The 24,581-nt window shown below is 59.3% G+C and carries 18 protein-coding genes and 2 pseudogenes; 8 read left to right on the forward strand and 12 right to left on the reverse strand.

Going from position 1 to position 24,581, the window contains the following annotated elements; all coding sequences use genetic code 11:
- Positions 1–204: 204 nt before the first annotated feature.
- Positions 205–585, reverse strand: a complete 381-nt coding sequence (locus OKW37_RS05205) for a hypothetical protein (protein WP_429407707.1) — start codon at positions 583–585, stop codon at positions 205–207.
- Between the two features lie 10 nt (positions 586–595).
- Positions 596–1,549, reverse strand: coding sequence for a helix-turn-helix domain-containing protein (locus OKW37_RS05210; protein WP_429407705.1), 954 nt, complete (start codon positions 1,547–1,549; stop codon positions 596–598).
- A gap of 121 nt (positions 1,550–1,670) precedes the next feature.
- Here OKW37_RS05210 and OKW37_RS05215 point away from each other — a divergent pair.
- The 3 genes and pseudogenes from OKW37_RS05215 to OKW37_RS05225 all read left to right on the forward strand — a co-directional run.
- Positions 1,671–2,108 (forward strand): annotated as a pseudogene (locus OKW37_RS05215) (recombinase family protein); the annotation flags it as partial.
- Between the two features lie 330 nt (positions 2,109–2,438).
- Positions 2,439–4,079 carry an alpha/beta fold hydrolase gene (locus OKW37_RS05220; RefSeq protein ID WP_429407703.1) on the forward strand — a complete coding sequence of 547 codons (1,641 nt, stop codon included), beginning with the start codon at positions 2,439–2,441 and terminating at the stop codon, positions 4,077–4,079.
- Complete coding sequence (locus OKW37_RS05225; RefSeq protein ID WP_429407701.1) at positions 4,072–6,696, forward strand: AAA-like domain-containing protein; 2,625 nt, start codon at positions 4,072–4,074, stop codon at positions 6,694–6,696. Before OKW37_RS05220 ends, OKW37_RS05225 begins: the two co-directional genes overlap by 8 nt.
- A 107-nt stretch (positions 6,697–6,803) precedes the next feature.
- On the opposite strand, the gene OKW37_RS05230 is transcribed toward OKW37_RS05225, so the two are convergent.
- The 6 genes and pseudogenes from OKW37_RS05230 to OKW37_RS05255 form a co-directional block, all read right to left on the reverse strand.
- Positions 6,804–7,289: a hypothetical protein gene (locus tag OKW37_RS05230; RefSeq protein WP_429407699.1), complete on the reverse strand. Its 486-nt coding sequence runs from the start codon at positions 7,287–7,289 to the stop codon at positions 6,804–6,806.
- 643 nt (positions 7,290–7,932) lie between these two features.
- Complete coding sequence (locus OKW37_RS05235) at positions 7,933–9,549, reverse strand: HNH endonuclease (RefSeq protein WP_429407697.1); 1,617 nt, start codon at positions 9,547–9,549, stop codon at positions 7,933–7,935.
- Between the two features lie 241 nt (positions 9,550–9,790).
- Positions 9,791–10,534, reverse strand: coding sequence for a hypothetical protein (locus OKW37_RS05240; RefSeq protein WP_429407695.1), 744 nt, complete (start codon positions 10,532–10,534; stop codon positions 9,791–9,793).
- Positions 10,531–11,664 carry a DNA cytosine methyltransferase gene (locus tag OKW37_RS05245; RefSeq protein WP_429509775.1) on the reverse strand — a complete coding sequence of 378 codons (1,134 nt, stop codon included), beginning with the start codon at positions 11,662–11,664 and terminating at the stop codon, positions 10,531–10,533. The genes OKW37_RS05240 and OKW37_RS05245 overlap by 4 nt, the downstream gene beginning before the upstream one ends.
- 140 nt (positions 11,665–11,804) lie before the next feature.
- Positions 11,805–12,215, reverse strand: a complete 411-nt coding sequence (locus OKW37_RS05250) for a very short patch repair endonuclease (protein WP_429407693.1) — start codon at positions 12,213–12,215, stop codon at positions 11,805–11,807.
- 393 nt (positions 12,216–12,608) lie between these two features.
- A pseudogene (locus tag OKW37_RS05255) lies at positions 12,609–13,030 on the reverse strand (methyl-accepting chemotaxis protein); the annotation flags it as partial.
- Positions 13,031–13,333: 303 nt separating this feature from the next.
- On the opposite strand from OKW37_RS05255, the gene OKW37_RS05260 reads away from it, so the two are divergent.
- A complete protein-coding gene (locus tag OKW37_RS05260) occupies positions 13,334–14,257 on the forward strand; it encodes an AraC family transcriptional regulator (protein WP_429407691.1) in 924 nt (307 codons plus the stop codon).
- A gap of 6 nt (positions 14,258–14,263) precedes the next feature.
- On the opposite strand, the gene antC is transcribed toward OKW37_RS05260, so the two are convergent.
- From antC to antA, 3 genes are read right to left on the reverse strand one after another with little or no spacing between them, the layout of a single operon-like run.
- Positions 14,264–15,292 carry an anthranilate 1,2-dioxygenase electron transfer component AntC gene (gene antC, locus OKW37_RS05265; protein WP_429407689.1) on the reverse strand — a complete coding sequence of 343 codons (1,029 nt, stop codon included), beginning with the start codon at positions 15,290–15,292 and terminating at the stop codon, positions 14,264–14,266.
- 15 nt (positions 15,293–15,307) lie between these two features.
- Positions 15,308–15,796 (reverse strand): anthranilate 1,2-dioxygenase small subunit, encoded by a 489-nt coding sequence (antB, locus tag OKW37_RS05270; RefSeq protein WP_090802720.1) that lies wholly within the window; start codon positions 15,794–15,796, stop codon positions 15,308–15,310.
- Positions 15,793–17,184 (reverse strand): anthranilate 1,2-dioxygenase large subunit, encoded by a 1,392-nt coding sequence (gene antA / locus OKW37_RS05275; protein ID WP_429407687.1) that lies wholly within the window; start codon positions 17,182–17,184, stop codon positions 15,793–15,795. Before antA ends, antB begins: the two co-directional genes overlap by 4 nt.
- Positions 17,185–17,517: 333 nt before the next feature.
- On the opposite strand from antA, the gene OKW37_RS05280 reads away from it, so the two are divergent.
- Together OKW37_RS05280 and OKW37_RS05285 are read left to right on the forward strand one after the other, a co-directional pair.
- The gene (locus OKW37_RS05280) at positions 17,518–19,050 is read left to right on the forward strand and encodes a sensor domain-containing diguanylate cyclase (RefSeq protein ID WP_429407685.1); all 1,533 of its coding nucleotides are present in this window, start codon (positions 17,518–17,520) and stop codon (positions 19,048–19,050) included.
- 149 nt (positions 19,051–19,199) lie between these two features.
- Positions 19,200–20,507, forward strand: coding sequence for a solute carrier family 23 protein (locus tag OKW37_RS05285; protein WP_090802728.1), 1,308 nt, complete (start codon positions 19,200–19,202; stop codon positions 20,505–20,507).
- Between the two features lie 62 nt (positions 20,508–20,569).
- Here the strand turns inward: OKW37_RS05285 and OKW37_RS05290 are convergent, their stop codons facing one another.
- Complete coding sequence (locus OKW37_RS05290) at positions 20,570–22,225, reverse strand: Na+/H+ antiporter (RefSeq protein ID WP_184062702.1); 1,656 nt, start codon at positions 22,223–22,225, stop codon at positions 20,570–20,572.
- Between the two features lie 310 nt (positions 22,226–22,535).
- Here OKW37_RS05290 and OKW37_RS05295 point away from each other — a divergent pair, with 310 nt between their 5' ends.
- On the forward strand, positions 22,536–23,822 hold the full coding sequence (locus OKW37_RS05295) for an EAL domain-containing protein (RefSeq protein ID WP_090802732.1): 1,287 nt from the start codon (positions 22,536–22,538) through the stop codon (positions 23,820–23,822).
- A gap of 35 nt (positions 23,823–23,857) precedes the next feature.
- Positions 23,858–24,574 carry a copper homeostasis protein CutC gene (locus OKW37_RS05300; protein ID WP_429362519.1) on the forward strand — a complete coding sequence of 239 codons (717 nt, stop codon included), beginning with the start codon at positions 23,858–23,860 and terminating at the stop codon, positions 24,572–24,574.
- Positions 24,575–24,581: the final 7 nt, after the last annotated feature.

Consider the following 24,581-nt stretch of genomic DNA (forward strand, 5'->3'; position numbering starts at 1 on the left):
ACACACCTTGATTCACGCTCGCGCTTGGTTCCTGAAGGGCATGGGCTGAATTTCTTGAGAATGAGGCATTGCAGAACACGTGGGTCAGATCCCCTGCATTGTCATTGTTCTCGATCAAGGAGCCGTCATACGCGCCCTGCGCTCCGACGGCGCTGTACTGCATCGAACCGGCTTCGCAGCATTGTCGAAAGATAAAACAGGAGACTAGCTATCGTTAAGGTCAGCATCCAACTCAGTCTCCGACTCCGGACCGTCCAGCTTGCGGAGCAGTTCATCTCTTGCTTCTTTCAGCAGCTTGTCCGCCAGCCTCTGAACGCGTGGATTTAGGCACACAGCGACGTATAGAACCCTTTCTATCGAGCTACGAGAAAGACGCAATGGAGGAGAGACTGAACCACCAACTTCCTTCACGTAGTGGAGTTCTCCTTCAGCAATTACGTCACCGAACTCGTCAATATGACTCTTGCGCCCCACAAGCGAACGCCAAGGTGTGTATGGATTTTCGAGGGCGTTTAGCCTTTCCAAATCCATCCAAAAATCCTCGTCCGTTTTGTATAGTTCGATGCTGCCCTTTGCCGTAGTCAAGATGGTCTCCTTATTTGGCACGAAGATCTGATTCGTCCAACTCGAAGTTACCTATGCCAAGTTTTTCCAAAATGGCGGGTAAGACCTGATGAATTACCCTCATCCCGCGCAGGAGTTCATCCATGTAAATGTCGGGATGCAAACGCGACGAATTAATTCCTAGGCTCTCCCTCTCAGCCTCGTGACCTATCTCGTCATAGGACCCGTAGACCATGTCCAAAAGCTCGGCACGTAGTGGGGCGCCCGCGCGGAACGCTTTTTCTTTGACGACGTTAAGCCATTTTTTGTAGTCGTCGGTGACGTCGGATTTGAATGCTTCGAACTTAGGGGCGAAGTCCGCGAGTTCCCCAATGTCAATTTTGGCGGCGGCAAGATCCAGCAAGCACGCGTCGATGTCGGAACCTACTTCGTCCAAGTCCAGGTTGTCGTCGCCGTAGATGAAATTGAAAACGTACGCCATGTAGAACCCATAGACGTTCGTGAACGAATCGTAGACCTTGCTGATGAGCGAAGAATAGGGGTTCGCATTGACCGCGGCGAAGAAGCTATCGGGGTCTTCCTCTTCATAGTCCATATCCAATTCGCGTGGAAACGTCTTAGGCATGTCGACGCCCATCTGTCTCAAGACGTCAAAAGTCTTCCAGCACAACAGGCGCAAATTGTCCGTCAATGGGTCGGTGTCGTATCCAGTTTCCTCGTTGTCGTTAGCGATCCTCGCCAGATAGTCGATCAGTTTTTCCCACTTGGTGGTTGCTTCGAGAGAACCGGTCCATACCACGAATGAAGGCTCTCGGTCACCGATGTCCACCAATTCGCGAAATTTCTTGTCCATGTCGAAGGACATGTGTTCGCCCTTCTTCCATTTGCTGATCTGAGTAGGCGACACATCGAGGCGAGTCGCAAGTTCCTTCTGACTGCATGACAAAGCATCCAACGCAAGCTGCACCCAGGCTTCACTGTCCATGTTGATCTCCGTCGGATTAATTTAGTAAATTCAAGTTCGTATTTACGAAATACAAGGATAGAGAAAATTCAGTGAATGTCAATGTAAATTTACTAAATTTGTGACCCGCTCTGTGTGCCCCTTCGTGGTAGCGCTCGATCGGCTGGAAGACGGTGACGTTCTGATCGTCACCAAACTCGACCGGCTAAGCCGCAACGCCATGGATGTCCGTGCGACCGTCGAGGAGCTGGCGTCGGTGGGCGTCCGCGTTCATTGCCTCGCGCTGGGTGGGGCAGACCTCACGAGCGCGGCCGGGAAGATGACTATGTCGGTGCTGTCGGCGGTTGCCGAATTTGAGCGCGATCTGCTTCTGGAGCGTACTGCCGCTGGCCTCGCGCGAGCGCGCGACGAAGGCAAGGTGCTGGGCCGTCCGCGTGCCCTCAGCGCGGCGCAAGAAGAAAGAGCGCGCCAGCGGCTTGCGCAAGGTCATGCGATTGCCGCTATCTCGCGCGAACTTAATACGAGTCGACAGACCATCATGCGCCTGCGCAGCCGATCGGATAAGGAACTGACAGGCTAAGCGGCGACGTCGCCCCGATTTTGCAACTGGTTGCAAGGCTTGCGTTGTCGGTGTCGAGTAACTGATATCGGCTATCGCTGCCCAGTTTGACACGCTGCATCCGAACCGTTGCTGCCGCTCGAGCCGTCGCGATCTAGGGGATACAGCGGAACGGCCAGTCCGTGCATTTAAAGCAGAGATCACAGGCCTGAGTCGACGGTAGCCGATCGGCGACGTAAAGCAGTCGTGCATGGCAGCTACTTTCATCCACCACGACGCCATGTGCCAGTCAACCTCGCTTTCCTCTCAGTTACAATCGGGCCAATACCGGGCGTTCGATCTTGAGAGAAAATGGCGATACCAGCAGAAAATAAGCGAAAACAGGGTTGGTATCGGTTCACCGCGTCGTCTTCCCTGACACTGGTCTTTCTTCACGGCTTCCTTTCCGACGTCGATTGCTGGCAGGGAGTCGTGTTTTGGCCAGACCTCATCAGCGCCGACCGTAGGCTAAATTCTCCGAACATTTTCCTTGCGACGTACCATACAGCCGCTTCTGCGGGTGACTATGACTTGTCGCAATGCGCTCAAGAGGTGTATCACTCCTTGCTCGTTCCGGACGCCCGAGGCAACCCCGCCGTAATGGACAGCGGAGAAATCGTCTTTGTTTGTCACAGCATGGGAGGAATCGTCGCCCGCGAAATGCTTGAGGCTTACTCGCATGAATTCGCACGAAAAAGGGTCGGCTTTGTCTTGATGGCATCCCCCAGCATGGGGTCACGGTTTGCCAATTGGATTGGTCCATTCGCGCGGCCGCTTCGCAACCGACAGCTCGACCTTCTTAAGGCTGGCAGCACCACCTTAGCGGACGTAGATCGACGTTTCCGCCGTCTCTTAGACGAGCGTCGCATTCCCGACTTGTTCGGCGCAGAGGCCGTTGAGCACCATCTTCTCTCGAGACTGCCTAACTTGTCGCGCTTTGTCGGAAATGTAGTCGTGACCAATTCCGCTAGCCGATATTTTGGTGAGCCGAGAATCTTACCCCGGACAAATCACGGCTCAATAGTGAAACCCGACGGCGCGGAACATGTTAGCCATAAGTTCCTGATCGACTTTTTGTTGACGAAGTACAAATATAGACCGATCCGCTCATCCACTGTCGACGATGGCAGCGCCGTTACTTCAGCCCGCAGTAAGCGCCTATCAAACATACTCTTTGACTCATTGGACAAAGGTAGCATCGACTTCTATTACGCTCGAGCCGACGACGAGAAGCTCGAGACTGCGCTGTCCATGTATAGCGTATGGCTAGTCGGGCCGTCAGGCGTAGGGAAGACATCCGCCGCTCGCGCATATTTCATCCGAAATGATCTTGCGCCCATCGAAATTTGCTTGTCAGCGTATGCCGGGAAGTTGTCTCCCGAGCATTGCATTGATGAGATAGCCGCGACCGTCGAACAGCGAACAGGTGCACTTCTCGGGACGATCCCACGAACCGAGCGGTCGATCACTTTCGAGCTGGCAAAAATCGCGGCTCGATCTTCAATTGTTTTGTATTTTGACGAGGTTCCCTTGAGCGAAGCTGATGCGGACGGTGCGTTAGCGTTTTTTAGGTTCATCGCAAGGCTTTTGAATGCGATCAAGGACGAATCACACAATGCTGAACTGAGAATAATGCTGTCTTCAATATCGCCGCCGCCGTTGCCCTTGGCCGGCAGCGAGAAGGTGTTGGAACGATTGCGATTGGTTTACTTGGACAAATGGGAAAACCGTGAACTAGACGGCCTGCTGCACGTTTTGAAGGCGGAGCTTTCGGCCCTCGTCCACGGTTTCGAAATTGAATCCGACAAGGATGTGATTGTGAACGCTGCTGGCCTTCCCCGGGCGCTGAAGTCGTATCTAAGAGAGCAGGTCTTCAACATCCGCTCAAGCGGCCAAACTTTTTCTCGTAATCTGCTTGAAGAAATTGTAGATCCGAGGGCGTCACATGAATAAAAAACTCAAGAGCCTGACAATTATTCCCGAATCTCTTTATGTGCGGCGGGACGCTGACCGGCAGGTTAAGCAAATCATCGATGACATGGGACGCCCCGGCTACGTCCTGGTGGCCCGTCAAATGGGGAAAACCAATCTCCTGCTAAACGCTAGGCGTGAGTTGGCTACAAACGGAGATCGCTTTGTCTTCGTTGACGTGTCCAATATCTTTCCGTCGTTACGCGAATTTTTTAGAAATATCGTTGATACGGCCCTGAGCGTGGGAAATTTTCCCAGCGACGTGTGGAAACTGCTGGATGAAAGACGAACGATCACCGGTCGATTTCCAGAGCATAAAGAGCACGAGGCTGAGTTGGCCTTTTTGATCGACCAGATTGACGGGAAGCTAGTAGTGTGTCTGGATGAAATAGACGCACTTACAAAGACAATTTATTCTGATAATGTTTTTTCCTTTATCAGAAGCGTTTACTTTTCTGGCCGAACAAACGTGGATCAATTTTCACGTTTGACGTATTTGCTGTCCGGCGTTGCAGAGCCGACAGAATTAATCAAGAACAAAAATATATCGCCGTTTAACATAGGCGCCAAAATATACTTGGAGGACTTCTCCGTCGATGAGCTGAGGAGCCTTGCATCGAGGACCGACGTCGCGATGCCTTCCGACGTCGTTGATCGCGTTTTTGCATGGTCGAGTGGCCATCCTCGCATCTCTTGGGACCTCCTTTCGCGGATAGAAGATGTCGGCCTGAAAGGGTTTCTCCTTACGCCTGACGCCGTTGATGTCGTTGTGCGGGAGGCATATCTCACGAGCTTTGATCTTCCGCCCGTTGATAATATCCGACGTTTGGTCGAGGACGACAGAGAGATTCGCGATGCGATTATGGCGATCCATTATGATCGATCTGAGTCTCTGACGAGCGTTGTGCGCTCTCGTCTTTATCTGAATGGCATAGTGGCGAGCCAGCAGGTCGCTGGACCTGTACAGCTGCGGAATAAAATTATTGAGGCGGCGCTGTCAGAAGACTGGCTGCGCGACGTAGAGCACCGTAAGCTCTCGGCAAACGAACGAGCCGATGCGGCATTTTCCCGAGAAGACTACGAACAGGCGGTGAAATACTACCTCGAATTTCTCGAGACGAAGCCGGAGCGCACTCATCAGCTCTTGGTCTATTCGCACCTGGGCGTATGTTATTTGCGCATGCGACGGTACGAAGAGGCATTGCAGTATCTTGAACTAGACCCGATAACGCGTGACGATGCGCTGATGGGCTATCTTTATAAACGTTTTAATACTGGTGTGGTTCTTATGTATCTGGGAAAGGCTGACGATGCAAAGGTCGCCTTTGAAGAAGTTGCTGAGCTTAGCGCTAAAGCGCCCTCGAAAGAGTTTCTGTTAGAGGCGATTTTGAATTGTGCGGCAATCGAGTCAGAATCAGTAGCCAATACCGCATCGGTGTTAAGTCGTTGCAACTCCGTGCTGGCTCAAATTGAGCTCGGTGTTAACGACGAGTCCACCAGTCCTCAGATAGTCCGGCTCAGGCTCGCGGCATATTATTTAATCTATAAGGCCCATTTAAACAACCAAGAACTTGATCTTGCAGAAATAGGTCTTCAGAAGGCGGCAGACATCGCAGAAGGTGGCGACAAGATCACTTTGTTGTCCACGCTCGCAAATTTGACTCGTGACGTAGCCAAAAAGAAATCGACTCTCGATCAATGCATTGCTCTCATTGGAGAAATTAAACCTCAGATAAAAGAGGCTACTCCTACCGAGCAGTTCGCGATGACAGAAGAGCGTTTCGAAACCCTCTTATTTTCCGTGATTGAGTTGGGAGAGATCGAACTAACCGAACGGCTACTGGATTATCTCGATTCGAGCTCTGTTGATTTCGTCCAGGCCCGGAGGATCATCTACCTCGCGGGCTTTCGAGACACACGCGGTTTCAAGCAGGGGACAGCACCTAGTTTCCTCAGGGCGGTAGCGGACCGATTTCAGCATGAGGCGGCCACAGAAATGCGGCGCACGTTTTTGCAAATTCTAGCTGCGATCGAGCCGGGCAATTTTGATCGAAGGCTTGCTAACGATCTGGTCGAACTCACGACGGATGCAACTACGCCGCTGACAGCCGCCGACGTGAGGATTTCATTCGAATCGGTAAGAGCAATAGCGACTCATGGTTCGTCGGAAAGTGCTGCACAACTGCTCGAGGCGCTTGAGCGGCGTGTTACTGGCGGAGCGGTCGAGTACTCTGAGTTGGTCCAGACCAACGGGGTCTGGCCGATCATGGCCGATATGCTTCGGTTCAATTTGTCAGTCTCGACCGGTAATCAGAAAGATTCGTTGTTTTATGCGAAGGCTTTGATGGAGCGGGCAAGCAAGCTCGATGATTTGCGGCCGAAAGACTTCTTCAAGCAGAGCGAACTTGCTGGTTGGATTCGAGAAGTTCGAGCATATATTGCTAAGACGCCACTGACTCCGATAAAACGGACCGCGCCAAAATTCGGCCGGAACGATCTCGTTACAGTTCGCTTAAAGACTGGCGAGATACTTCAAGGAAAATTCAAAAGGTTTGAGGAAATCATCGAGAGTGGCGACGGCGAAATTGTTCTCCTATAAGACGGAATGGGCGTGCCGGCAGCGGGTCGGCACTGGCCCCACCGCCTGGACCGACTGCAATACTCCTAAACTACTCGGGGGCGTTACCTGTTGGTAATGCGCCCGGCTTAGCGCTTCCGTATCAGCGTAGACCGTACATTTTTTCGTGAGCGCTGGGTGGAAGCGGGCGATCTTTGCTCGTTTTGAATATTGCCGCCGACGTCGGCAGCGCTTTGTTCCGCAATCTGTCGTGGTACGGTCATTTCGATCGGGTCTTCTTCCGTCTTCGGTTTGCTCGACTGAAACCACGAAGTCAACAGGTTCACTCCTAAGGCTCCCACGAGTGCCGGGTAAATAAGGACCCACAAACTATTGATGCGGAGACTTTCTTCCAGTGCGTTGTCACTCAGCTTGTGTTTCAAATTAAGTATTTTCGCGATCGCCTCGAAGTTCGAAAACGTGGCTGCAGTCATAGCCGCAAACGCAATAAGAAACGTGCCTACCAAGACCGTGATGAATTGATGAGGTTTGGAGCCTTTCAGCGCAATCAACATACTGACAGTGGCAATAAGAGACACGAGCCCTACTGAATTTTCGATGCGAATCATGTCCATCGACAAATCTCCCGAAAACCTAATTTATCGACGTGCGGTTTGATTTCTTTAGAGCATTTTGCCTGCGCGTGGTCCCGGCCGGGAGCACCGCGTGAGCTTCGTTCAAACTGCGCAGGTCCGTACCGAGGCCGAGCAGCCGGAAATTTGCAACCGGTTGCAAAGCTTGACTGGTACACACACCTTGGTACACTCGCTGTGTGCGGGAATCAGCAAGTCATTGATTTATAAAGGATGCCATGTCGGGGGAGCTGTCCCCGTCTTTCCGCCAGAACATCGGTGAAGACCGGTCTCTGGCTGACCGGCTCACTTTTCACTCGGTCGTCAACTCTTTGCGGTCGATGGCTGGCGAAGTAAAAAGTGCAGCCTTCTCCCGCATGCGGGACGCCGCTAGGGCGGACCCGCACTCTCGACGGCAAGCAGAAAGCGTTGACGCACGAACAGCTCGCACACCGGCAGTCCATCGCGTCGATCTGAGCTAATGCTGAGCAGACTTTGAAACCGGTTGCAAGATGCGCTCGCAGTGAAGACGGATTGCTCGTCGCGGGGCGCTATGCTCGGCTGCGTATGCGCGACGAACAGCTTCATGATCGCGCTAACGCTTCCTCATTGGTCAATGGCTTCAATCTTGACGGAGCAGAGGGGCTCAAAGGTTTGCCGACCCATCCCTTATCATTCTATGTATCAGTCGATGGCAGTTGGCGCAAAGGCACTGAAGGTCGTCGAGCCGACTCTTGTGACCCTCCGTCATTTGGCTGACGTGAGTCTTGACGTGGTGAACTTCGATACACGCCTCAGCCTGCTCGGTCCTATGCAGCGCTACCGGATCGAGGCCGCAACGTTCGCATACAAGTTTTCCGTGGAGGCGGCGATATTGGTCCTTTTTCGCGCGTGAGAGTCCCTTGGCTCGCTCCCGCCTGAAGTGAGACACAAGCTTAGCGTTACCCTCGCTCCATTCATCATCCGAATCGGGCGCCGCGCCCCCAGTCTCCTCCGATTCGCCTTTTGGCACGACCTGATAACCTGCTGCTCGCAGTAGGCGGAAACATATGGACCCCTCTCCTCCCGAGAAATGCTTCGGTTCGATTACTTTCCCGCCGAGGGCTAAAGAAAGACCCACTCCGAATACTGCTTTGGGCGGAAAGCGACGACCCTCGTCGGCGATGACATCGAAGTCGGTCGACGGCCCAAAGGCGTGTTGGGCAGTTCCTTCCAAAAATTGTTGAACCGCTCTCCACACGAATTCAGGAGTGGCGCGAGCGAGTATCTCGACGGGCAGCCTCGCTGAGCTTCGCGAGTCTCGCCCACCGGCAGTGCGTCGGCTTGACGCCCCAACGAACTGTAACGCCCACGCCTTCACCTGTTGCTCAGCCTTGAGCGCGTCTTTCCACGACAAGTGGGCCTGTCCTGGTAAGCGCTCGGTTTCACGCAAGACGCGGTCGAAGTCGGTTGGCGACCACTGGCGATGTTGCGCGGCGACCTGCATGTCAGCCACAGGAAATGCCCAGTCTCGACCCCGCTGAGCCCATGCCTTGTTGAATGGAACGTCAGCAGCACAGCCCAGCGGGGGAAGATCGGACAAGAAGCACGCGAAATCGATTCGCGACTGAATGTTCCCATGCACCTGTCCAAAGCGCTGCATGTCGCTCATGCCCATCACATGTGCGGCATCAGAGTTAGTGAACGCGGGAAGGTAACCGTCGTTTTCGGACGCGTTCTTCTTTAACCATGCCAGTAGCGCCGCCGTCCGGGATTGAGTATCGCTGTGCGTCGTAGCGGGCGGTTTTTCGGTCGTATTTGGGAGGCCAAGCGTGCGGCGCGCGAACCACCGCGCCCGCTCTGAAAACTCCTCCGGATGATCGAGAACAATCCGCTCGTACGATAAGTTTTCTAAGTCTGCGTCCGCGAGCGCTTCAAAACCTTGAGTTGGCTTCGCTCGGGAAACAGCGGTTTCCGCCGCGTCGATGAGTCCGCGATTTCGAACTTGATTGAGGGTTCGGCTCGGATATTTTCCCTGTTTGCGAACCACACCAACGTATTCGCTAATGGCATGAACGATTTTGCGCTCGGCTGGCGTCAGCGCAGTCAAATCAATTCCGGTTTTCTCGGCGATCAGTTCGAGCCCCAGCTCGCTCGCGCGATCTTGGATTGCAGCGGTGACGGCCTCGGAGAACTTGTCCTTTCGCTTGATGTTTAGCTCAAGTTCCCGAAGGTCATCCCATGAGTGCACTCTTTGGATGGTTCGCTTCAGGCGGTCGTCCATTCGTAGTCCTTATGCGCATATTTTGGTTTTGGCGCTCTGGTTCGAAAGCTTCATCGAAAGTTGATTCGTGATGCGCATCTCGTTTTGGTCTACTGCCTCGCCGTTCGCGTGGAAACAGATGATATGGGTTGCGGCTATTGTTGTAGCCATAGAATGGCATCGGGTTTCGATTTGCGGACTCAGCAGATAGCGGTGCCAGCGTACGATGGCACCGACCAGTCCGGTGAGCGTCCGTATTGGCCTAAGCAACAACGGCGGCTGCAGGATGCCCGGGGTAATCACGCACAAAATTTGCCGCAAGTTCCCGGATACGTGGCGCGCAATGTGTTCTGCCGATGATTTCTCTGTTGGTTCCCAAGAACTGGCGCAGGAACGTTGCGGTGATGTGGGGGTTGTTTAGGGTGGCGCCACGTTCGGAAATGTAGAGAGCGCGCTCCTTGAGAATTCCGAGCATCTTCGTTTGCGAAATGCGCGGTTTCCCATCCTGAACAATGTCAGGTACGTCTAGGTACTGGGCTGCACTGTATTGTTTTTTGTGAAGTTTCTTTGCGTCCTCTACCGAGTAGGCGTCTTGTTCCCCGCATACAGCAAAGAGATCTTCCAAATCCAGACTTCGGGGTACGCGAGCGGCGAGCTTAAAGTCGATCAGCATCTGCGCTTCTTTACCGGAAAGCCAAGGCTCCATATCAACTGGAGTTAGGCAGAGGCAGCGCTGCAGCTCCGGACGCCCCCTCTCCTTCGAGTAGAAACCAAAGACGAATAGCATCTTTCTCCAACGCTCGATATGTGCCATCCCGAAATCGCGAGCGGTACCAATGTCAAAATCGGTGGAAGACTTGACCTCGACTTCAAAGTTGTAAATCGCACCGTTAACCGCGATATCAGTCAAAACCCCGTCAACGCCGTGGCGCTCATGTGCCGGGTCCCAATCAAGACCGAAAAGAGCAGAAAGTTCGCGTTCCCGTTCGTCGTCTTGCACCGTCATTGATATGCCCCCAGCGCTGCAGCTACCTCTCTTGCAACGGCAAAACCGACTGGCGGACATACGCTGTTGCCGATTTGTCCCAACGCCTGATAGACCGCGCCGGAAAACTTCCATTGTTGTGGGAAGCCTTGCAAGAGGGCGCAATCTGCCACGGAGAGTCGGAAGTGCCCGTTCTCGGGCGGGTACGCTAGTGCCATGGCATGAGTTGGCTGCACGCCGTTGGGCCAGATTTGCAGTTCGTTCCAGACCTTCAACGCGGCCTTGCTATTTATAACGCCCGTTGTGTTTCGTGGGCCCGTGAAACCAGATCGAAGGGTGGGGGAGACAACGTCGTATCCGATCTCCGGCAATCCGAGACTCTTCCTTGCAGTGTTTCGGGGTAGCAACGGGCCGAAAACACCCGCATCATCTGCATGGGTTGGCGCAGGCTCTCGGAAGCGCGATGCGTCACGCGCCGCTCGGAAGCCGACAAAAAACACCCGGCGGCGCGCCTGGGGTACCCCGAAGTCGTGCGCCGCAAGTCTAAACTTGAAGATCGTGTAGTTTGATGCAAGCGGATCAATAATCACTTCTTGGACGAACGACTCAAACTTCTTGTCCAACAGCCCCGGCACGTTCTCGGCGATAAATGCTCGCGGGCGTGTCTGTAGCACGCATCGCACAAATTCTCCCCACATGTTCCGAGGATCCTCAGCGCCCGCTTGCTTCCCTGCGATTGAAAAGGGCTGACATGGCGGCCCCCCATGTACAACGTCAACGCCACGGAACTGCGTGAAGCGGGCGCGGCGCACATCGCCATCGTTTTCGCCCGATCTTACGTCCCAGTCGGGCCGGTTTGCGCGCAGTGTTTCGCCGCACACATCGAGAAGCTCGAAGCTGGCTATGTGATCAAAGCCTGCCCGCTCAAAACCGAGGTCGAGGCCACCCCCGCCGGAAAAGAGTGAGAGGCAGGTGAGCCCGTTGGCCTCCAACTGTGGCATAAGATCCAGCGGATCCAATCGCTGGCCTTGGAAAGGGGATTCGAGGACCTCTTTTTGAGGCCGTTGAAGGAGGGTTTGCTTTCTCTGTTGAGAGCGAATTGATGTGGCGCGATATTTATCGCGTTGTTCTTCTGTTAGTTCGTATGGCATCTGATCCTCGAAAATGGGGAGCTCCAATGTACTGTATATTTATACATCATTTGAATCTGGGCGCCTCCCAAACAGGCATGATTATCCAAGACTGTCACGTTTGAGGCCAGTATGGCGGGTGCAGTTTGCTGACTTTCAGCTTACGACTCGAGGAAGCGCGACAATCTGCGTTTGAGTGATGCCAAACTCGTAGGATGGGTAGTGCACTCCCATACGGTCAGCACCTTCCAGCCACGCTCTCGGAGTTCTCGACATTGCCTGACGTCCCTGGCTTTGTTTGTGGCAATCTTTGTGGTCCAGAAAGCTGTGTTGGTCTTGGGCTTAAATCCTCGCGCGCAGTCGTGCCCATGCCAGAAACATCCATGAATGAATATAATTTTTTGCCGCGAAGGGAAGACTAGATCGGGCGTGCCAGGCAGTCGACGGTCGTGAAGGACATAGCGATATCCCATGCCATGAACGAGCCGGCGAACGATCCACTCAGGCTTTGTGTCTTTCCCGCGAATTCTCGCCATTAGTCGGCTGCGCTGCTCGGTGGTCAGTCTATCCATAGTCGCCGGAATATCTGTTGTTGCCGAATCGAGGTCGAAGCGTCTTGAACTTATCCCGATACGCTATGCCTGACAGAAGCAGTGTCGCAAACGTGCCGGCAGCTTCGCTAGGATTCACTTTTCCCACGGCTCTGGGCACAGCTCATTTGGGGCAACTTTGGGGGCAACGTCGTGTGCGATCCGCGATAGAACATTGTACAACGGGGCAATGCGCTCGTTGTTCGATAGTCCTCCTCAAAACGAAATCCGGCCTCCCGCCGGTTTTTGTCTTTCTACATCGACAAACGCACATCGTCATTACCCTCGATGAACGAGTTGACCGCATGCCGTGCCTTCGGGAACAGCAGGCGCGACGCGCAGGCGAAAAAGCACCGGTCAGAACTTATCCCACCCCTCTGCGATCAAGTCGGTCGCGCGTGCGACGGCGTGGATGACCTCGTTCATCGTCCTCCCCGCTTCGCCAGTGAGCGCCCAGCCGTCGGGGATCCGCTCGACCGACGTCGCGATCAGGTCCTTGATCTCCTTGGCCGCGCTCGACGAGCGTTTCGCAAGGCTGCGCACCTCGCTCGCGACCACCGCGAAGCTGCGTCCCTGCTCGCGGGCGCGCGCCGTTTCGACGGCCGCATTCAGCGCGAGAATGTTGGTCTGAAACGCAACGCCTCGATGATCGCCGTGATGTCCGCGATCTTCGTCGCGCTGTCGATGATGTGCTGCGTCGTGTTGACGACCTCGGGCCGGCCACCTCGCTTTCCCTTCTGCGCAACAGACAACGCAATGACCGAAAAATTAGAAGCTTGCACGGTTTTGCGCGTATTTAAAATGCGTGATGAATGCATCGCTTTTCGTTTGAATTTCGGTCTCTTTTCCATTTGGCAGCGATTCTCCATGCCAGCACAGCGGTGCTTTACCGGAGGACAATGTTTTATTCCATCCACCCGGAGCGGTCACGGTTGAGGTAGGCTTAGCCAAACCCATCATGTCCACGTTTGCGCCTTGATGGACTGTCTGCCCTCGGGGGCACGCACCTCAATAGCTCGTCTCCACGTATGTCAACACCGGACCCCAACAACCGCGATCTCCGCGCCGCCTTAAGCGACCTAGACGGCGCCCGCAACTGGATGGCATCCATCTGCGGCCCCCACGGCCTGCAGGTCAGTCACCCGGAGCGCTTGCGCTTCCACCAGTCCGGTACCGTACTGCGTTCGATGGCGACGACTATCGGCTACGTCGAATACGGCACCGACGTGACGGTCGCGGTGAGCGAGAGCAGTCCGCTGAACTGCTACAGCGTGAGCCTGCCGATGGTCGGTCAACAGGAGCTCGCAGCACACGGCAAGAGGTGGTTGTCGGATCAGGATTGCGGTCTGATCGTCAGTCCGCAGGAATCGCAGGATCTCGCGATCACCGGCAATTGCCGCAAGCTGCACGTCGCGATTCCGCGCTCCGCGCTCCAACAGGTGCTGCAGACGATGCTGCAACGCCCCGTCGAAGCGCCGCTCGTGTTCCAGCCCGACATGGACGCAGCCGCCGGCGACCAGGCATCGTGGTGGCGCATGGTCAAGTTCCTGGCCGGCGAGATGGAGCGCTCGGGACCGTCGCTGGGGCAGCTTTACATGTCCAGCGAGTTCGAACTGACGTTGCTGAAGGGGCTGCTGCTGTCGCAGCCGCATAACTATTCGGAACAGCTGGCCAACGCGTCCGCGCCGACGCCACCGCATTATCTGACCCGCGCGCGCCAGTTCATTCACGACAACGCGCGCGAGCCGATCACGCTCGAAGACATCGAGCGCACGTCGGGTGTGTCGCGCTTCAAGCTGTTCGACGGCTTCCGTCAATATTTCGGCGGCACGCCGATCGCGTATCTGAAACGCTACCGGCTCGAATCGGCGCGGCGCGATATCCTCGACGACCGCTCGGTGCGCAATATCTCGTCGGTGGCGCTGGGCTGGGGGATGTCCCATCTCGGCCGTTTCTCGACCGAGTACAAGGCATTGTTCGGCGAGTCGCCATCCGAGACGCTGAAGCGCGCGGCGCGGCGTTAGAACGTCCTATCGCGCGTTGCTTTCGCCGAACTTCTCGTAAAACAGCCGGTAATCCTGAATACCCTGTTCGGTGAGCCAGGTCTTGATCGCTTCGACCATCGGCGGCGGTCCGCACACGTACATGTCGAAGCCATTCGATTCGAGAAACGAGTGGTCGAAATGCTCGGGAATCAGCCCGGTCTTGCCCGACCATTCCGGCGCCGGATTCATCACGACGGTCTCGACCGCGAATCCTTCGATGCTCGCCTTGTAGCCGTTGATGCGCCCGGTCTCGCACAGATCGGCTGCATTCGTGACGCCGTAGTACAGATGCACCGGATGCGCGACATTGCGTTTCGCCGAGATGTCGTCGAGCATGCCGAGGAAGGCAGAGAGTCCCGTGCCGCCCGCCACCATCACGAGCGGACGCTCGACCTGGCGCAGATAGAACGCGCCGAGCGGCGCCTCGAACTCGACCGTATCACCGGCCTTGCAACGTTCGCGCAGATAGTTGCTCATCATGCCGTCGGGCAGCAGACGGATCAGGAATTGCAACTCGTTGCGCGCGTTCGGATGATTCGCGAACGAGTACGAACGCCATTCTTCGGTGCCGGGCACCTTCACGCGCGCATACTGGCCCGGCAGAAAATCGAGCTGACGCTCAAGCGCGCTCGCATCGACACGCAGAATCGCGGTCGTCGCCGACACCAGCTCGACGCCGACCACGCTCGCGGACACGGTGCTCGTGCCGGCGCCTTCGCACAGCGTCGAGTCGAAGTCGAAATAGAACGACGCATCCGACTTCACGCGCGTCTGGCACGAGAGGATCTTGCGCTGCGCGAGGTCTTCTTCGCTGAGCGTTTCCTCGTCGACGTAATCGAGCGTGTAGTCGCCCGATTCGCAGCGCCCCTGGCAGGTGCCGCACACGCCTTCGCGGCAGTCGAGCGGAATGTTCACGCCGTTCTTCAGCGCCGCGTCGAGCAGCAGCTCGTTCGGGCTCACATCGAAGAACGCGGTTTTGCCATCGGCGAAGCTCAACGCGACCTTATGTTTCATCGTCGTGCTCCCGGCTTACAGATGGTAGAAATCCAGCACCGCGTTGATGTGGTCGTTCAGCAGCAGCACGTGCTTGCGCTTGATCTTCCAGCTATCGCCCGACGCTTGCAGGTCGTACACCGCGCGGCCGTAGAAGTAGTCGGTCGAGCCGTGACGCGTGTACAGCGTCGACCAGTTCACGTTCGCTTCGACGCTCGAATCTTCGCGCTCGCTCAGACGCACGTTGCTGATCTGATGCATCGTGCGCGGCAGCGGCGTCGACGCGGCCGACTTGCCGGTGCGCAGCCGGAACACGCGGTCTTCGAGACCGGCGCGATCCGAGTAGTAAATCAGCGACATGCCCTGTTTCGGATCGGTCGTGTACACGTGCTCGGAATCCCACTGCGGCACATGGAACACGCTCTGCGGATCGAACAGGTCGACATATTCGTCCCATTGCTGCTTGTCGCACAGATCGGCCTTCAGATACAGAAACTGCTCGACGGAGTGTTGGAGTTGGCTCATGCCTGCTCTCCCTGCGATTCGATGGGTTTGTCGAGACCCTTGAGGATCGTGTCGCGCCAGGTGCCGTGCTGGTTCACGTAAATCCCTTCGTGGGTCAGCTCGGTGCCGGTCAGATTCGGCTCGATGCCGAGCAGCGTGGTGTTCGCGGTCGCGCCGCTGGCCCACTTGTGATGCCCGCGCGAGATGTCGCTCCAGCGTTCGAGGCGCGCCTGGAAGCCGCGCTGCTGCTCGCGGAACTCGACGAGATCGTCGGGCGTGCCCATGCCGGACACGTTGAAGAAGTCTTCGAACTGACGGATGCGGTTCTCGCGATCCTTCGCCGATTCGCCCTTCACGCCGATGCACTGGCTGATGACCTCGGTCTTGTTCCACGCGAGCGGCCGCACGATGCGCAGTTGCGAGCTGATCTGGTCCATGAAGAACAGGCTCGGGTAAACATTCAGATTGCGCAGCCGGTGCATCATCCATTCGGCCTTGTCCTCGCCATAGGCTTCGACGAGCCGCGGCATCACGCTCTCGTAGCCGGGACGCACTTGCGGATTCGGCATGTCGCTGAACAGCACGCTGTGGCCATTCCTGAACGCGAACCAGCCGTCGTCGGTTTCGCTGTCGCCGGCGCCGAGCTTGCTGTAGTCGAGCGTGCCGCCGGGGTTATCCCCTTTCTTCGCATTCGCCTCGATGCGGTGCTGCACGGTCGCCACGTAGTTGTAGTGCACGGTGCTCACGTGATAGCCGTCGAGACCGTTCTCGTTCTGCAGCTTCCAGTTGCCGTCGAACGTGTAGGTCGACTTGCCGGGCAGCACTTCGAGCTCGCCGGTCGGCGACTGCGCGACCATCATGTCGAAGAAGATGCGCGCGTCGCCGAGATAGTCTTCGAGCGTGTCGATGCCGTCGACGTCGAGGCTCACGAACACGAAGCCCTTGTAGCTCGCGATGCGCGCTTTCTTCAGGCCGCGCACCGACTTGTCGAAGTCGTCGCGGTATTCGCCCGGCGCCTTCACCTTCACGAGCCGGCCGTCGTTCTTGTAGCACCATGCATGGAACGGGCACGTGAAGGTCGACTGGTTGCCCTTGGTCATACGCGTGAGCGTCGCACCGCGGTGCTGGCACGCGTTGATCATCGCGTTCAGGTTGCCGGCGCCGTCGCGCGAGATGATCAGCGGCTGGCGGCCCGCGCGCATCGTCAGGAAATCGTTCTTGTTGGGGATCTCGCTTTCGTGGCACGCATAGATCCAGGCCTTCTCGAAGATGTGCTCCATCTCGAGCGAGAACAGCTCGGGCTCCGTGAAAATTTCGCGGGCAATCCGGTACACGCCTTCCGCGGGGCGGAAGTCCAGACAGCCGCTGACGAATTCGCGCCATTCCGAGGCGCTGCGCTTCTCGCTCATGATGTGTCTCTCTCCTTGTGTCCAATCGTTTGAACGTGACAGGCTCGATTGAATACCCAAGTGGCGAGGCCAACTATCCAGCCAATTCGCATTTGCTATCCGAATAATTGGACGGCGCCTGGATAATCTGGCGATCGGGCGCAACCCCCGCCGGACGGGACTTCTGGCGTGCCGTTCCGGTGCATGCGGGCAAACACCCGGCTACGCAAACGTTTGCCTGCGCGCCATGTCTGCTACGCTCACGTTTTCGTAGGTCGCGTTTTTGACGGTGATTGCCGAGACGCGGCCGCTTCCTCACGCGCGACGTTCAGCGCATGTCAGAACCAAAAACGCATGGTGACGCGCCGACCGAACAACGTGATTGCGATCAGTGTCTTACTGGCTGGCGCGATCCTCGCGATCGCCGTGTCGCTGCTCGCACAGATGCGCGACGATGCGTTGCGGCGCGCGCAGGACTCCATCGCCAACATATCCCTGCTGGTCCAGCGCGATGTTTCGCGCAATCTCGAGATCTACGACCTGTCGCTGCGCGCGGTGATCGACGGACTGAAGCAGCCGGGCGTGCTCGATCTGCCGCCGGAGATCCGCCAGATGGTGCTGTTCGACGGCTCGATCAGCGCAAAGGACATGGGCTCGGTATTCGTGCTCGACGAGAACGGCAACGTGCGCTTCGATTCGCGCGCGTGGCCGCCGCGCGCAAGTAACCATGCGGACCGCGACTACTTCAAGACGCAGCGCGCTTCACCCGACGTCGGCCTGTACATCAGCCATCCGTTCAGCCCGAGCGGCACCGACGACGACCTGCGCATCGCGCTGAGCCGGCGCATCTCGAGGCCGGACGGCAGCTTCGGCGGCGTGGTGGTCGGCACGCTGCGCCTCACGTATTTCCATCGGCTGTTCGACGGCATGAAGCTCGGGCCGAGCGGCTCGATGGCATTGATGCTCAGCGACGGCACGATGTTGATGCGCCGTCCTTACGATTCGAAAACGATCGGCATCAACCTGACCGGCACGGCCAACTTCTCGCGCTTCATCAAGCGGCCGAGCGGCGACTTCTTCGGCACGGCGGCGATCGATCGCGTCGAGCGCTGGTATGCGTTCCGCCATATCGACGGCTTTCCGCTGATCCTCGACGTCGCGCTCTCGACGCGCGACATCTACGTCGAGTGGCGGCGGCGCGCATGGATCATCGGCACGCTGATCGGCGCGCTCGACGTGACGATCATCGCGCTCGCGATCCTGTTCTCACGCCAGTTGCGTCTGCGCCGCGCGGCCGAGGAAGAGTTGCGCGAACTGGCGCGCACGGACGGGCTGACCGGCCTGAACAACCGCCGCGCCTTCGAGGAGCACGTGAACGACGAATGGCGACGCGCGCAGCGCACCGGCCGGCCGCTGTCGCTGCTACTGATCGATGTCGACAACTTCAAGGGCTTCAACGACCTGTACGGCCATTCGGCCGGCGACGAAGCGCTGATCGGCGTCGCGCGCTGTATCGCGCAGAACGTGCGACGTCCGGGCGATACGGCCGCGCGCTTCGGCGGCGAGGAGTTCGCGGTGCTGCTGCCGGACACCGACGCGACGGGCGCGCAGCGGATCGCCGAGCAGATCCGCGCGGCGGTGCAGGCGCTGCAATGCCGCCATGTGGCCAGCACGCATCACGTGCTGACGGTGAGCGCAGGCGCTGCGATCGCGCAGGGCGCGGCGCTCGCGACGAGCCGCGCGCTCGTCGACGCCGCCGACGAAGCGCTGTATCGCGCGAAGGATGCCGGCCGCAACCGGGTGATGCTGTACGGCGCGCCGACGGACCACTCCTCGCGGGACGGCGCCGCGGTGACGCCGGACCCCGACCCGCGCCGCGCGAATTGACGCGTTTCCAGGGCTCGTTTCCCGAGCCACTCGTCGGCCCGCTTGCCAGCCCTTATTGCTCTCCGTAAACTCGCGCGTAACTTTTGCCGGACCCACGCCGCAGCGCGTGATCGGCACACACCACGCCGACCCTGAGGAGAATCCCCGCGATGGCCGCATCCTATTTCCCCCGCTGGCGCCGCCAGCCTGCCGGCGCCGAAGGCGGCATCGTCGGTATCGACGAACGGCTCGGGTGGCCGCAGATGTTCGCGATGGGCGTCCAGCACGTCGTCGCGATGTTCGGCTCGACCGTGCTTGCGCCGCTGCTGATGGGCTTCGATCCGAACCTGGCCATCTTCATGTCGGGGATCGGCACGCTGCTGTTCTTCGTGCTCGTCGGCGGGCGCGTGCCGAGCTATCTCGGTTCGAGCTTTGCGTTCATCGGCCTCGTGATCGCGGTGACCGGCTACGGCGGACACGGCGCGAACCCGAATATTGCGGTCGCGTTGGGCGGCATCATCGCGTGCGGCGTCGCGTACGGGGTGATAGGCCTGATCGTGGCGGCGGTCGGCACGGGCTGGATCGAAACACTGATGCCGCCGGTCGTGACCGGCGCGATCGTCTGCGTGATCGGTCTGAACCTCGCGCCGATCGCCGTGCATGGCGTGAGCGGCAGCAATTTCGAGTCGTGGATGGCGCTCGTCACGGTGCTGTGCGTCGGCGCAGTCGCGGTGTTCACGCGCGGCATGCTCCAGCGTCTGCTGATCCTGGTCGGCCTGCTGCTCGCCTACGTCATTTATGCGATCGTCACGAACGGCCTCGGCATGGGCAAGCCGATCGATTTCTCGATCGTCGCGAACGCCGCGTGGTTCGGCATGCCGCACTTCATGTCGCCGGTGTTCGACCCGCACGCGATGACGCTGCTCGCGCCGATCGCGGTGATCCTCGTCGCCGAAAACCTCGGCCACATCAAGGCCGTCAGCGCGATGACGGGCCAGAATCTCGACCGCTATATCGGCCGCGCGTTTCTCGGCGATGCGCTCGCGACGGTCGTGTCCGGCTTCGCGGGCGGTACCGGCGTGACCACGTACGCGGAGAACATCGGCGTGATGGCGGTCACGAAGATCTATTCGACGCTGGTGTTCGTGATCGCCGCGTTGATCGCCCTCGTGCTCGGCTTTTCGCCGAAGTTCGGCGCGGTGATCCAGACGATTCCGGGACCGGTGCTGGGCGGTGTGTCGATCGTCGTATTCGGGCTGATCGCGGTGACGGGCGCGCGCATCTGGGTCGTCAACAAGGTCGACTTCTCCGACAACCGCAATCTGATCGTCGCGGCCGTCACGCTCGTGCTCGGCGCCGGCGACTTCTCGCTGAAGCTCGGCAGCTTCGGGCTCGGCGGCATCGGCACCGCGACGTTCGGCGCGATCATCCTGTACGCGCTGCTGAGAAGAAAGCCGACGCAAGGGCCGGTGGCCTGAGCGTCTTTTATCGGCACTGGCATGTCAAGCGCCGGTGCCGATGCCAATGCGGCAGCCAACTCCTACCTTTTGCGCGCGGTCAGCGCCGTCTCCGACAGATCCACCTCGCGCATCAGCTTGTACAGCGTCTCGTCGTTGATGCGCTGGGTGTCGCGCAGGTCGAGCAGCGTCTTGCGCTCGGCGCGCATCGCCGCGAGCTTCATGCGGAATTCGAGCGCATCGGCACGGCGCGCGAGTTCGCGTGGCGCCTGTTCGTCGTCGAGCGTCGCGAGGCGGCGGCGGTACAGGTCCATCACCCGTGCGGTTACATCGGTCGCATACGCCTGAGCCGATTCCTCGAGGTCCGCGCATTCCGTGTCGTGCAGATGATCGACCGCGCGAATCGCCGACTGCGCGGCGAGCGTACGCGCGAGTGCTTCCTCTGCGGCATGCGGGTCCTTGCCGCGCCGCCAGCCGCGCAGCAGCAGCGGCAACGCGACCACCGCCACCAGCAGCGACACCAGGATCACCCCCGACGCGATGAAGATCGCGAGATCGCGTCCCGGCAGCGGCGTGCCGTTCGGCAGCACCTCCGGCAGCGACAGCACGCCCGCGAGCGTCACCGCGCCGCGCACGCCGGCCACCGTCGTCACCGACACCATGCGCAACCCGGGCACTGCGTTCGCGACGCCGTGCTTCGTCGCGCCGCGGCTCGCGAACCAGCGCAGCAGCCACACCCACGCGAAGCGCATCGCGTACAGCGCGAGCGCCACCGCAACGATATAGCCGATCAGCAGCGCGACCTGCGCGTCGTTGGTTTCGTGCGCGTCGAGCAGCGCGCGGCCGAGGATGTGCGGAAACTGCAGGCCGAGCATGATGAACACCATGCCGTTGAACACGAACTCGATCATCGTCCACGTGCTCGAGGCCCGCACGCGCGAGGCGACCTGCCATTTTTCCGTGATACTCGCGTAGTTCATCATCATGCCGGCGGAGACCGCGGCGAGAACGCCCGACAGCTCGAAGCGCTCGGCGGTCAGATAGGCGGCGAACGGGATCAGCAGCGTCATCACGACGCCCGGCGCGGGATCGCCTTCTTCGGTGAGATTCAGGAAGCGCGCGGACACGAAGCTGAACACCGCGCTCACCGCCGCGCCGACCGCGAGGCCGCCCACCGCGATGATCACGAAGCTCACCGACGCTTCACGCAGCGAGAACGCGCCGGTCAGCGCGGCGGCGATCGCGAACTTCAGCGCGACGAGGCCTGACGCGTCGTTCATCAGCGCCTCGCCTTCGAGGATATGCATCAGTTGCACCGGAATCTTGCCCTTGCCGGCGATGCCGGACAGCGCGACCGCGTCGGTCGGCGACAACACGGCGGCGAGCGCGAATGCGACCGGCAGCGAGATCTGCGGCACCAGCGCGTGCACGAAGTGACCGACCACCAGCACCGTCATGAACACGAGGCCTAGCGCGAGCATCAGGATCGCGCGGCGCGCCATGAAGAACTCGCGCTTCGGGATGCGCCAGCCGTCCGCGAACAGCAGCGGCGGAATGAACAGCAGCATGAAGATTTCCGGATCGAACGCGACGTGCAATTCGAGGCGCGGCCACGCGAGCATCGCGCCGATCGCGATCTGCACGAGCGGCAGCGGCAGCTTGAACGGCAGCGCGCGGGTCAGCATGCCGGACGCGGCGACGGCGAGTAGCAGGATCAGGACGGTAAAGACAATTTCCATCGTGTGTTTCGGGGATGAGGGGTGTCCCGGGAGGGGGCGCGATGCGCAGGGTCGAGTGTAGCCCGGCGGCGCGCGCGGTTGCCGCGAGCTTCGCCGCGACGCGGCCTGCGAATCCGTGCACCGCAACGGTGCGCGCGACGCCCACGGGCGGCGCACGGGCGCTGTCGCCGGTGCAATCTTTCGAGCGAGTTATAGCGCAGTGTGCGCCAGCGTGCGCATGGACCTTGCTTAACCGGTAACGATGACGCACATTTTGAGAGTTCGTTGCCGGTCGCGTTCGGACCGGCCGGCTCTCGCGTGAGAGGATTGCATGACGATTGCGCAACAGGACAGGGCGGCGAGCGTGCCGCACGGCTTCGAGGTCGAGGTGAGCTCGGGCCTTCAACGCTATTCGGTGCAGCACGGCGAACTGACGCTTACCAGCGTGTTCCAGCCGATTTTCAGTCTGTCGCACCTGCGCGCGGTCGGCTATGAGGGCTTGCTGCGCGCGCACGACGCGCTCGATCGCGCGGTGTCGCCGCTCGATGTGTTCGGCGAGGCCGCGCGCCTCGGCGACGCGCTGCAGATCGACCGGCTGGCGCAGACGCTGCATCTGGAGAACTTCAAGGTGCTCGGCGCCGAGCGCGAATGGTTGTTTCTGAACGTGCACCCGGGCGTGCTGACCGACCCGTATCTCGCGGCCGCTTTGCTCGCCAATCTGCGGCGGCTCGATCTGTCGCCACGGCGCGTCGTGCTCGAAGTGCTCGAGCAGAGCGCCGAAGATCTCGATCGACTTGCCGACGCGGTGCGCGAGTTTCGCGAGCGCGGCTTCCTGATCGCGCTCGATGATTTCGGCGCCGGCCATTCGAACATCGAGCGGATCTGGCAACTGAATCCCGACATCGTGAAGCTCGACCGCGTCATGCTGTCGCATGCCGCGCATCGCGCCGACATGGCGACGATCCTGCCGGGGCTCGTGGCGATGCTGCATGAAGCGGGCAAGCTCGTGCTGATCGAGGGCATCGAAACCGAGCACGAAGCGCAGATGGCGCTCGCCTGCAATGCCGACTTCGTGCAGGGCTTTTTCTTTGGCCGGCCGAATCCGGGTGTTGCCGATCCGATCCACGCGGCGGTTTGCATCGGCGAAGTCACCGAGCGTTATCGTGAGCAGGCCGAGGCACGCGAGCGGCGCAGCGCGAGTCGGCTCGCGCCGTATCTGCGCGCGTTCGAGCGCGCCGCGGAGCGTCTCGCCGCCGGTGAGCCGCTCGACGAGGTGTGCTGGAATTTCCTCGCGCTCGATCACGTGGCGCGCTGTTTTCTGCTCGACGCGAAGGGGCGCCAGGCCGGCCGCAACGTCGTGCTGCGCGCCGATCGCGCAGCGCACGAAACGCGCTTTCTGCCGCTCGCCGACGCGCAGGGCGCGAACTGGCTGCGTCGGCCGTACTTCAGCGTCGCGATCAATGCGCCGGAGCGGGTGCACGTGACGCGGCCGTATCTGTCGATCAACGAGGCGTTGCCGTGCGTGACGCTGTCGGTGGCGACGCGCGTCGGCAGCGAGACTTGCGTGCTGTGCGGCGATATCGACTGGGTCGAAGACGAACGCGACGCGCGCATCTGACATGATGTCGTTTTCAACGACACCAGGTTGCGCTCATGTCCGTGCTGCTCGAAGTGATTGCCACGACCGTCGCCGATGCGCGCGCTGCCGCGCAGGCCGGTGCCGACCGTCTCGAACTCGTGACCGCGATGGGCGAGGGCGGATTGACGCCGAGTGTGGGGTTGATCGAGGCGGTGGTTTCAGCGCTCGGCGTCCGGGCAGCCGGCGTACCCGTGAACGTGATCGTGCGGCCGCATAGCCGCGCGTTCGTCTACGACGCCGACGACTACGCGGTGATGCTGCGCGACATCCGGGCCGTCAAGGCGGCCGGCGCGAACGGCATCGTGATCGGCATGCTCGATGCGGAGCGGGCGATCGACCGCGAAGGTCTCGCGCGCGCGTGCGAAGCTGCCGATGGACTCGCGATCACGTTCCATCGCGCGTTCGACGAGGCGCGCGATCTGCGCGAAGCGCTCGACGTATTGCTCGGTTTCGAGGCGGTGACGAATGTGCTGACGTCGGGCGGACAGCCGTCGGTGCTGCGGGCGCAAGCGACGATCGGCGAACTGCTGCGGCAGGCTGCCGGCTCGCATTGCACGGTGCTCGCCGGTGCCGGCTTGACGGTCGATGCGGTCGCGGAGTTCGTGAGCAAAACGCACGTCGAGGCCGTGCATTTCGGCTCCGGCGTGCGCGTGAACGGCAACGGACTCGCGCCAGTCGATCCGGCGAAGGTGATGCAGGTGAGGGCGCTGCTCGACGCAATGCAACGGTGAGCAGCGC

The organism is Paraburkholderia sp. MM5482-R2 (assembly GCF_050436125.1).
Lineage (GTDB): Bacteria > Pseudomonadota > Gammaproteobacteria > Burkholderiales > Burkholderiaceae > Paraburkholderia > Paraburkholderia tuberum.

What these genes read in the sequence shown, in the direction of transcription:
- OKW37_RS05245 (WP_429509775.1), bottom strand. Translation starts at nt 11,664, where the DNA reads ATGCCATACGAACTAACAGAAGAACAACGCGATAAATATCGCGCCACA.
- OKW37_RS05235 (WP_429407697.1), bottom strand. Translation starts at nt 9,549, where the DNA reads ATGGACGACCGCCTGAAGCGAACCATCCAAAGAGTGCACTCATGGGAT.
- OKW37_RS05280 (WP_429407685.1), top strand. Translation starts at nt 17,518, where the DNA reads ATGGTGACGCGCCGACCGAACAACGTGATTGCGATCAGTGTCTTACTG.
- OKW37_RS05240 (WP_429407695.1), bottom strand. Translation starts at nt 10,534, where the DNA reads ATGACGGTGCAAGACGACGAACGGGAACGCGAACTTTCTGCTCTTTTC.
- antC (WP_429407689.1), bottom strand. Translation starts at nt 15,292, where the DNA reads ATGAAACATAAGGTCGCGTTGAGCTTCGCCGATGGCAAAACCGCGTTC.
- OKW37_RS05250 (WP_429407693.1), bottom strand. Translation starts at nt 12,215, where the DNA reads ATGGATAGACTGACCACCGAGCAGCGCAGCCGACTAATGGCGAGAATT.
- antB (WP_090802720.1), bottom strand. Translation starts at nt 15,796, where the DNA reads ATGAGCCAACTCCAACACTCCGTCGAGCAGTTTCTGTATCTGAAGGCC.
- OKW37_RS05225 (WP_429407701.1), top strand. Translation starts at nt 4,072, where the DNA reads ATGAATAAAAAACTCAAGAGCCTGACAATTATTCCCGAATCTCTTTAT.
- OKW37_RS05290 (WP_184062702.1), bottom strand. Translation starts at nt 22,225, where the DNA reads ATGGAAATTGTCTTTACCGTCCTGATCCTGCTACTCGCCGTCGCCGCG.
- OKW37_RS05260 (WP_429407691.1), top strand. Translation starts at nt 13,334, where the DNA reads ATGGCATCCATCTGCGGCCCCCACGGCCTGCAGGTCAGTCACCCGGAG.
- antA (WP_429407687.1), bottom strand. Translation starts at nt 17,184, where the DNA reads ATGAGCGAGAAGCGCAGCGCCTCGGAATGGCGCGAATTCGTCAGCGGC.
- OKW37_RS05285 (WP_090802728.1), top strand. Translation starts at nt 19,200, where the DNA reads ATGGCCGCATCCTATTTCCCCCGCTGGCGCCGCCAGCCTGCCGGCGCC.
- OKW37_RS05295 (WP_090802732.1), top strand. Translation starts at nt 22,536, where the DNA reads ATGACGATTGCGCAACAGGACAGGGCGGCGAGCGTGCCGCACGGCTTC.
- OKW37_RS05300 (WP_429362519.1), top strand. Translation starts at nt 23,858, where the DNA reads ATGTCCGTGCTGCTCGAAGTGATTGCCACGACCGTCGCCGATGCGCGC.
- OKW37_RS05230 (WP_429407699.1), bottom strand. Translation starts at nt 7,289, where the DNA reads ATGGACATGATTCGCATCGAAAATTCAGTAGGGCTCGTGTCTCTTATT.
- OKW37_RS05210 (WP_429407705.1), bottom strand. Translation starts at nt 1,549, where the DNA reads ATGGACAGTGAAGCCTGGGTGCAGCTTGCGTTGGATGCTTTGTCATGC.
- OKW37_RS05220 (WP_429407703.1), top strand. Translation starts at nt 2,439, where the DNA reads ATGGCGATACCAGCAGAAAATAAGCGAAAACAGGGTTGGTATCGGTTC.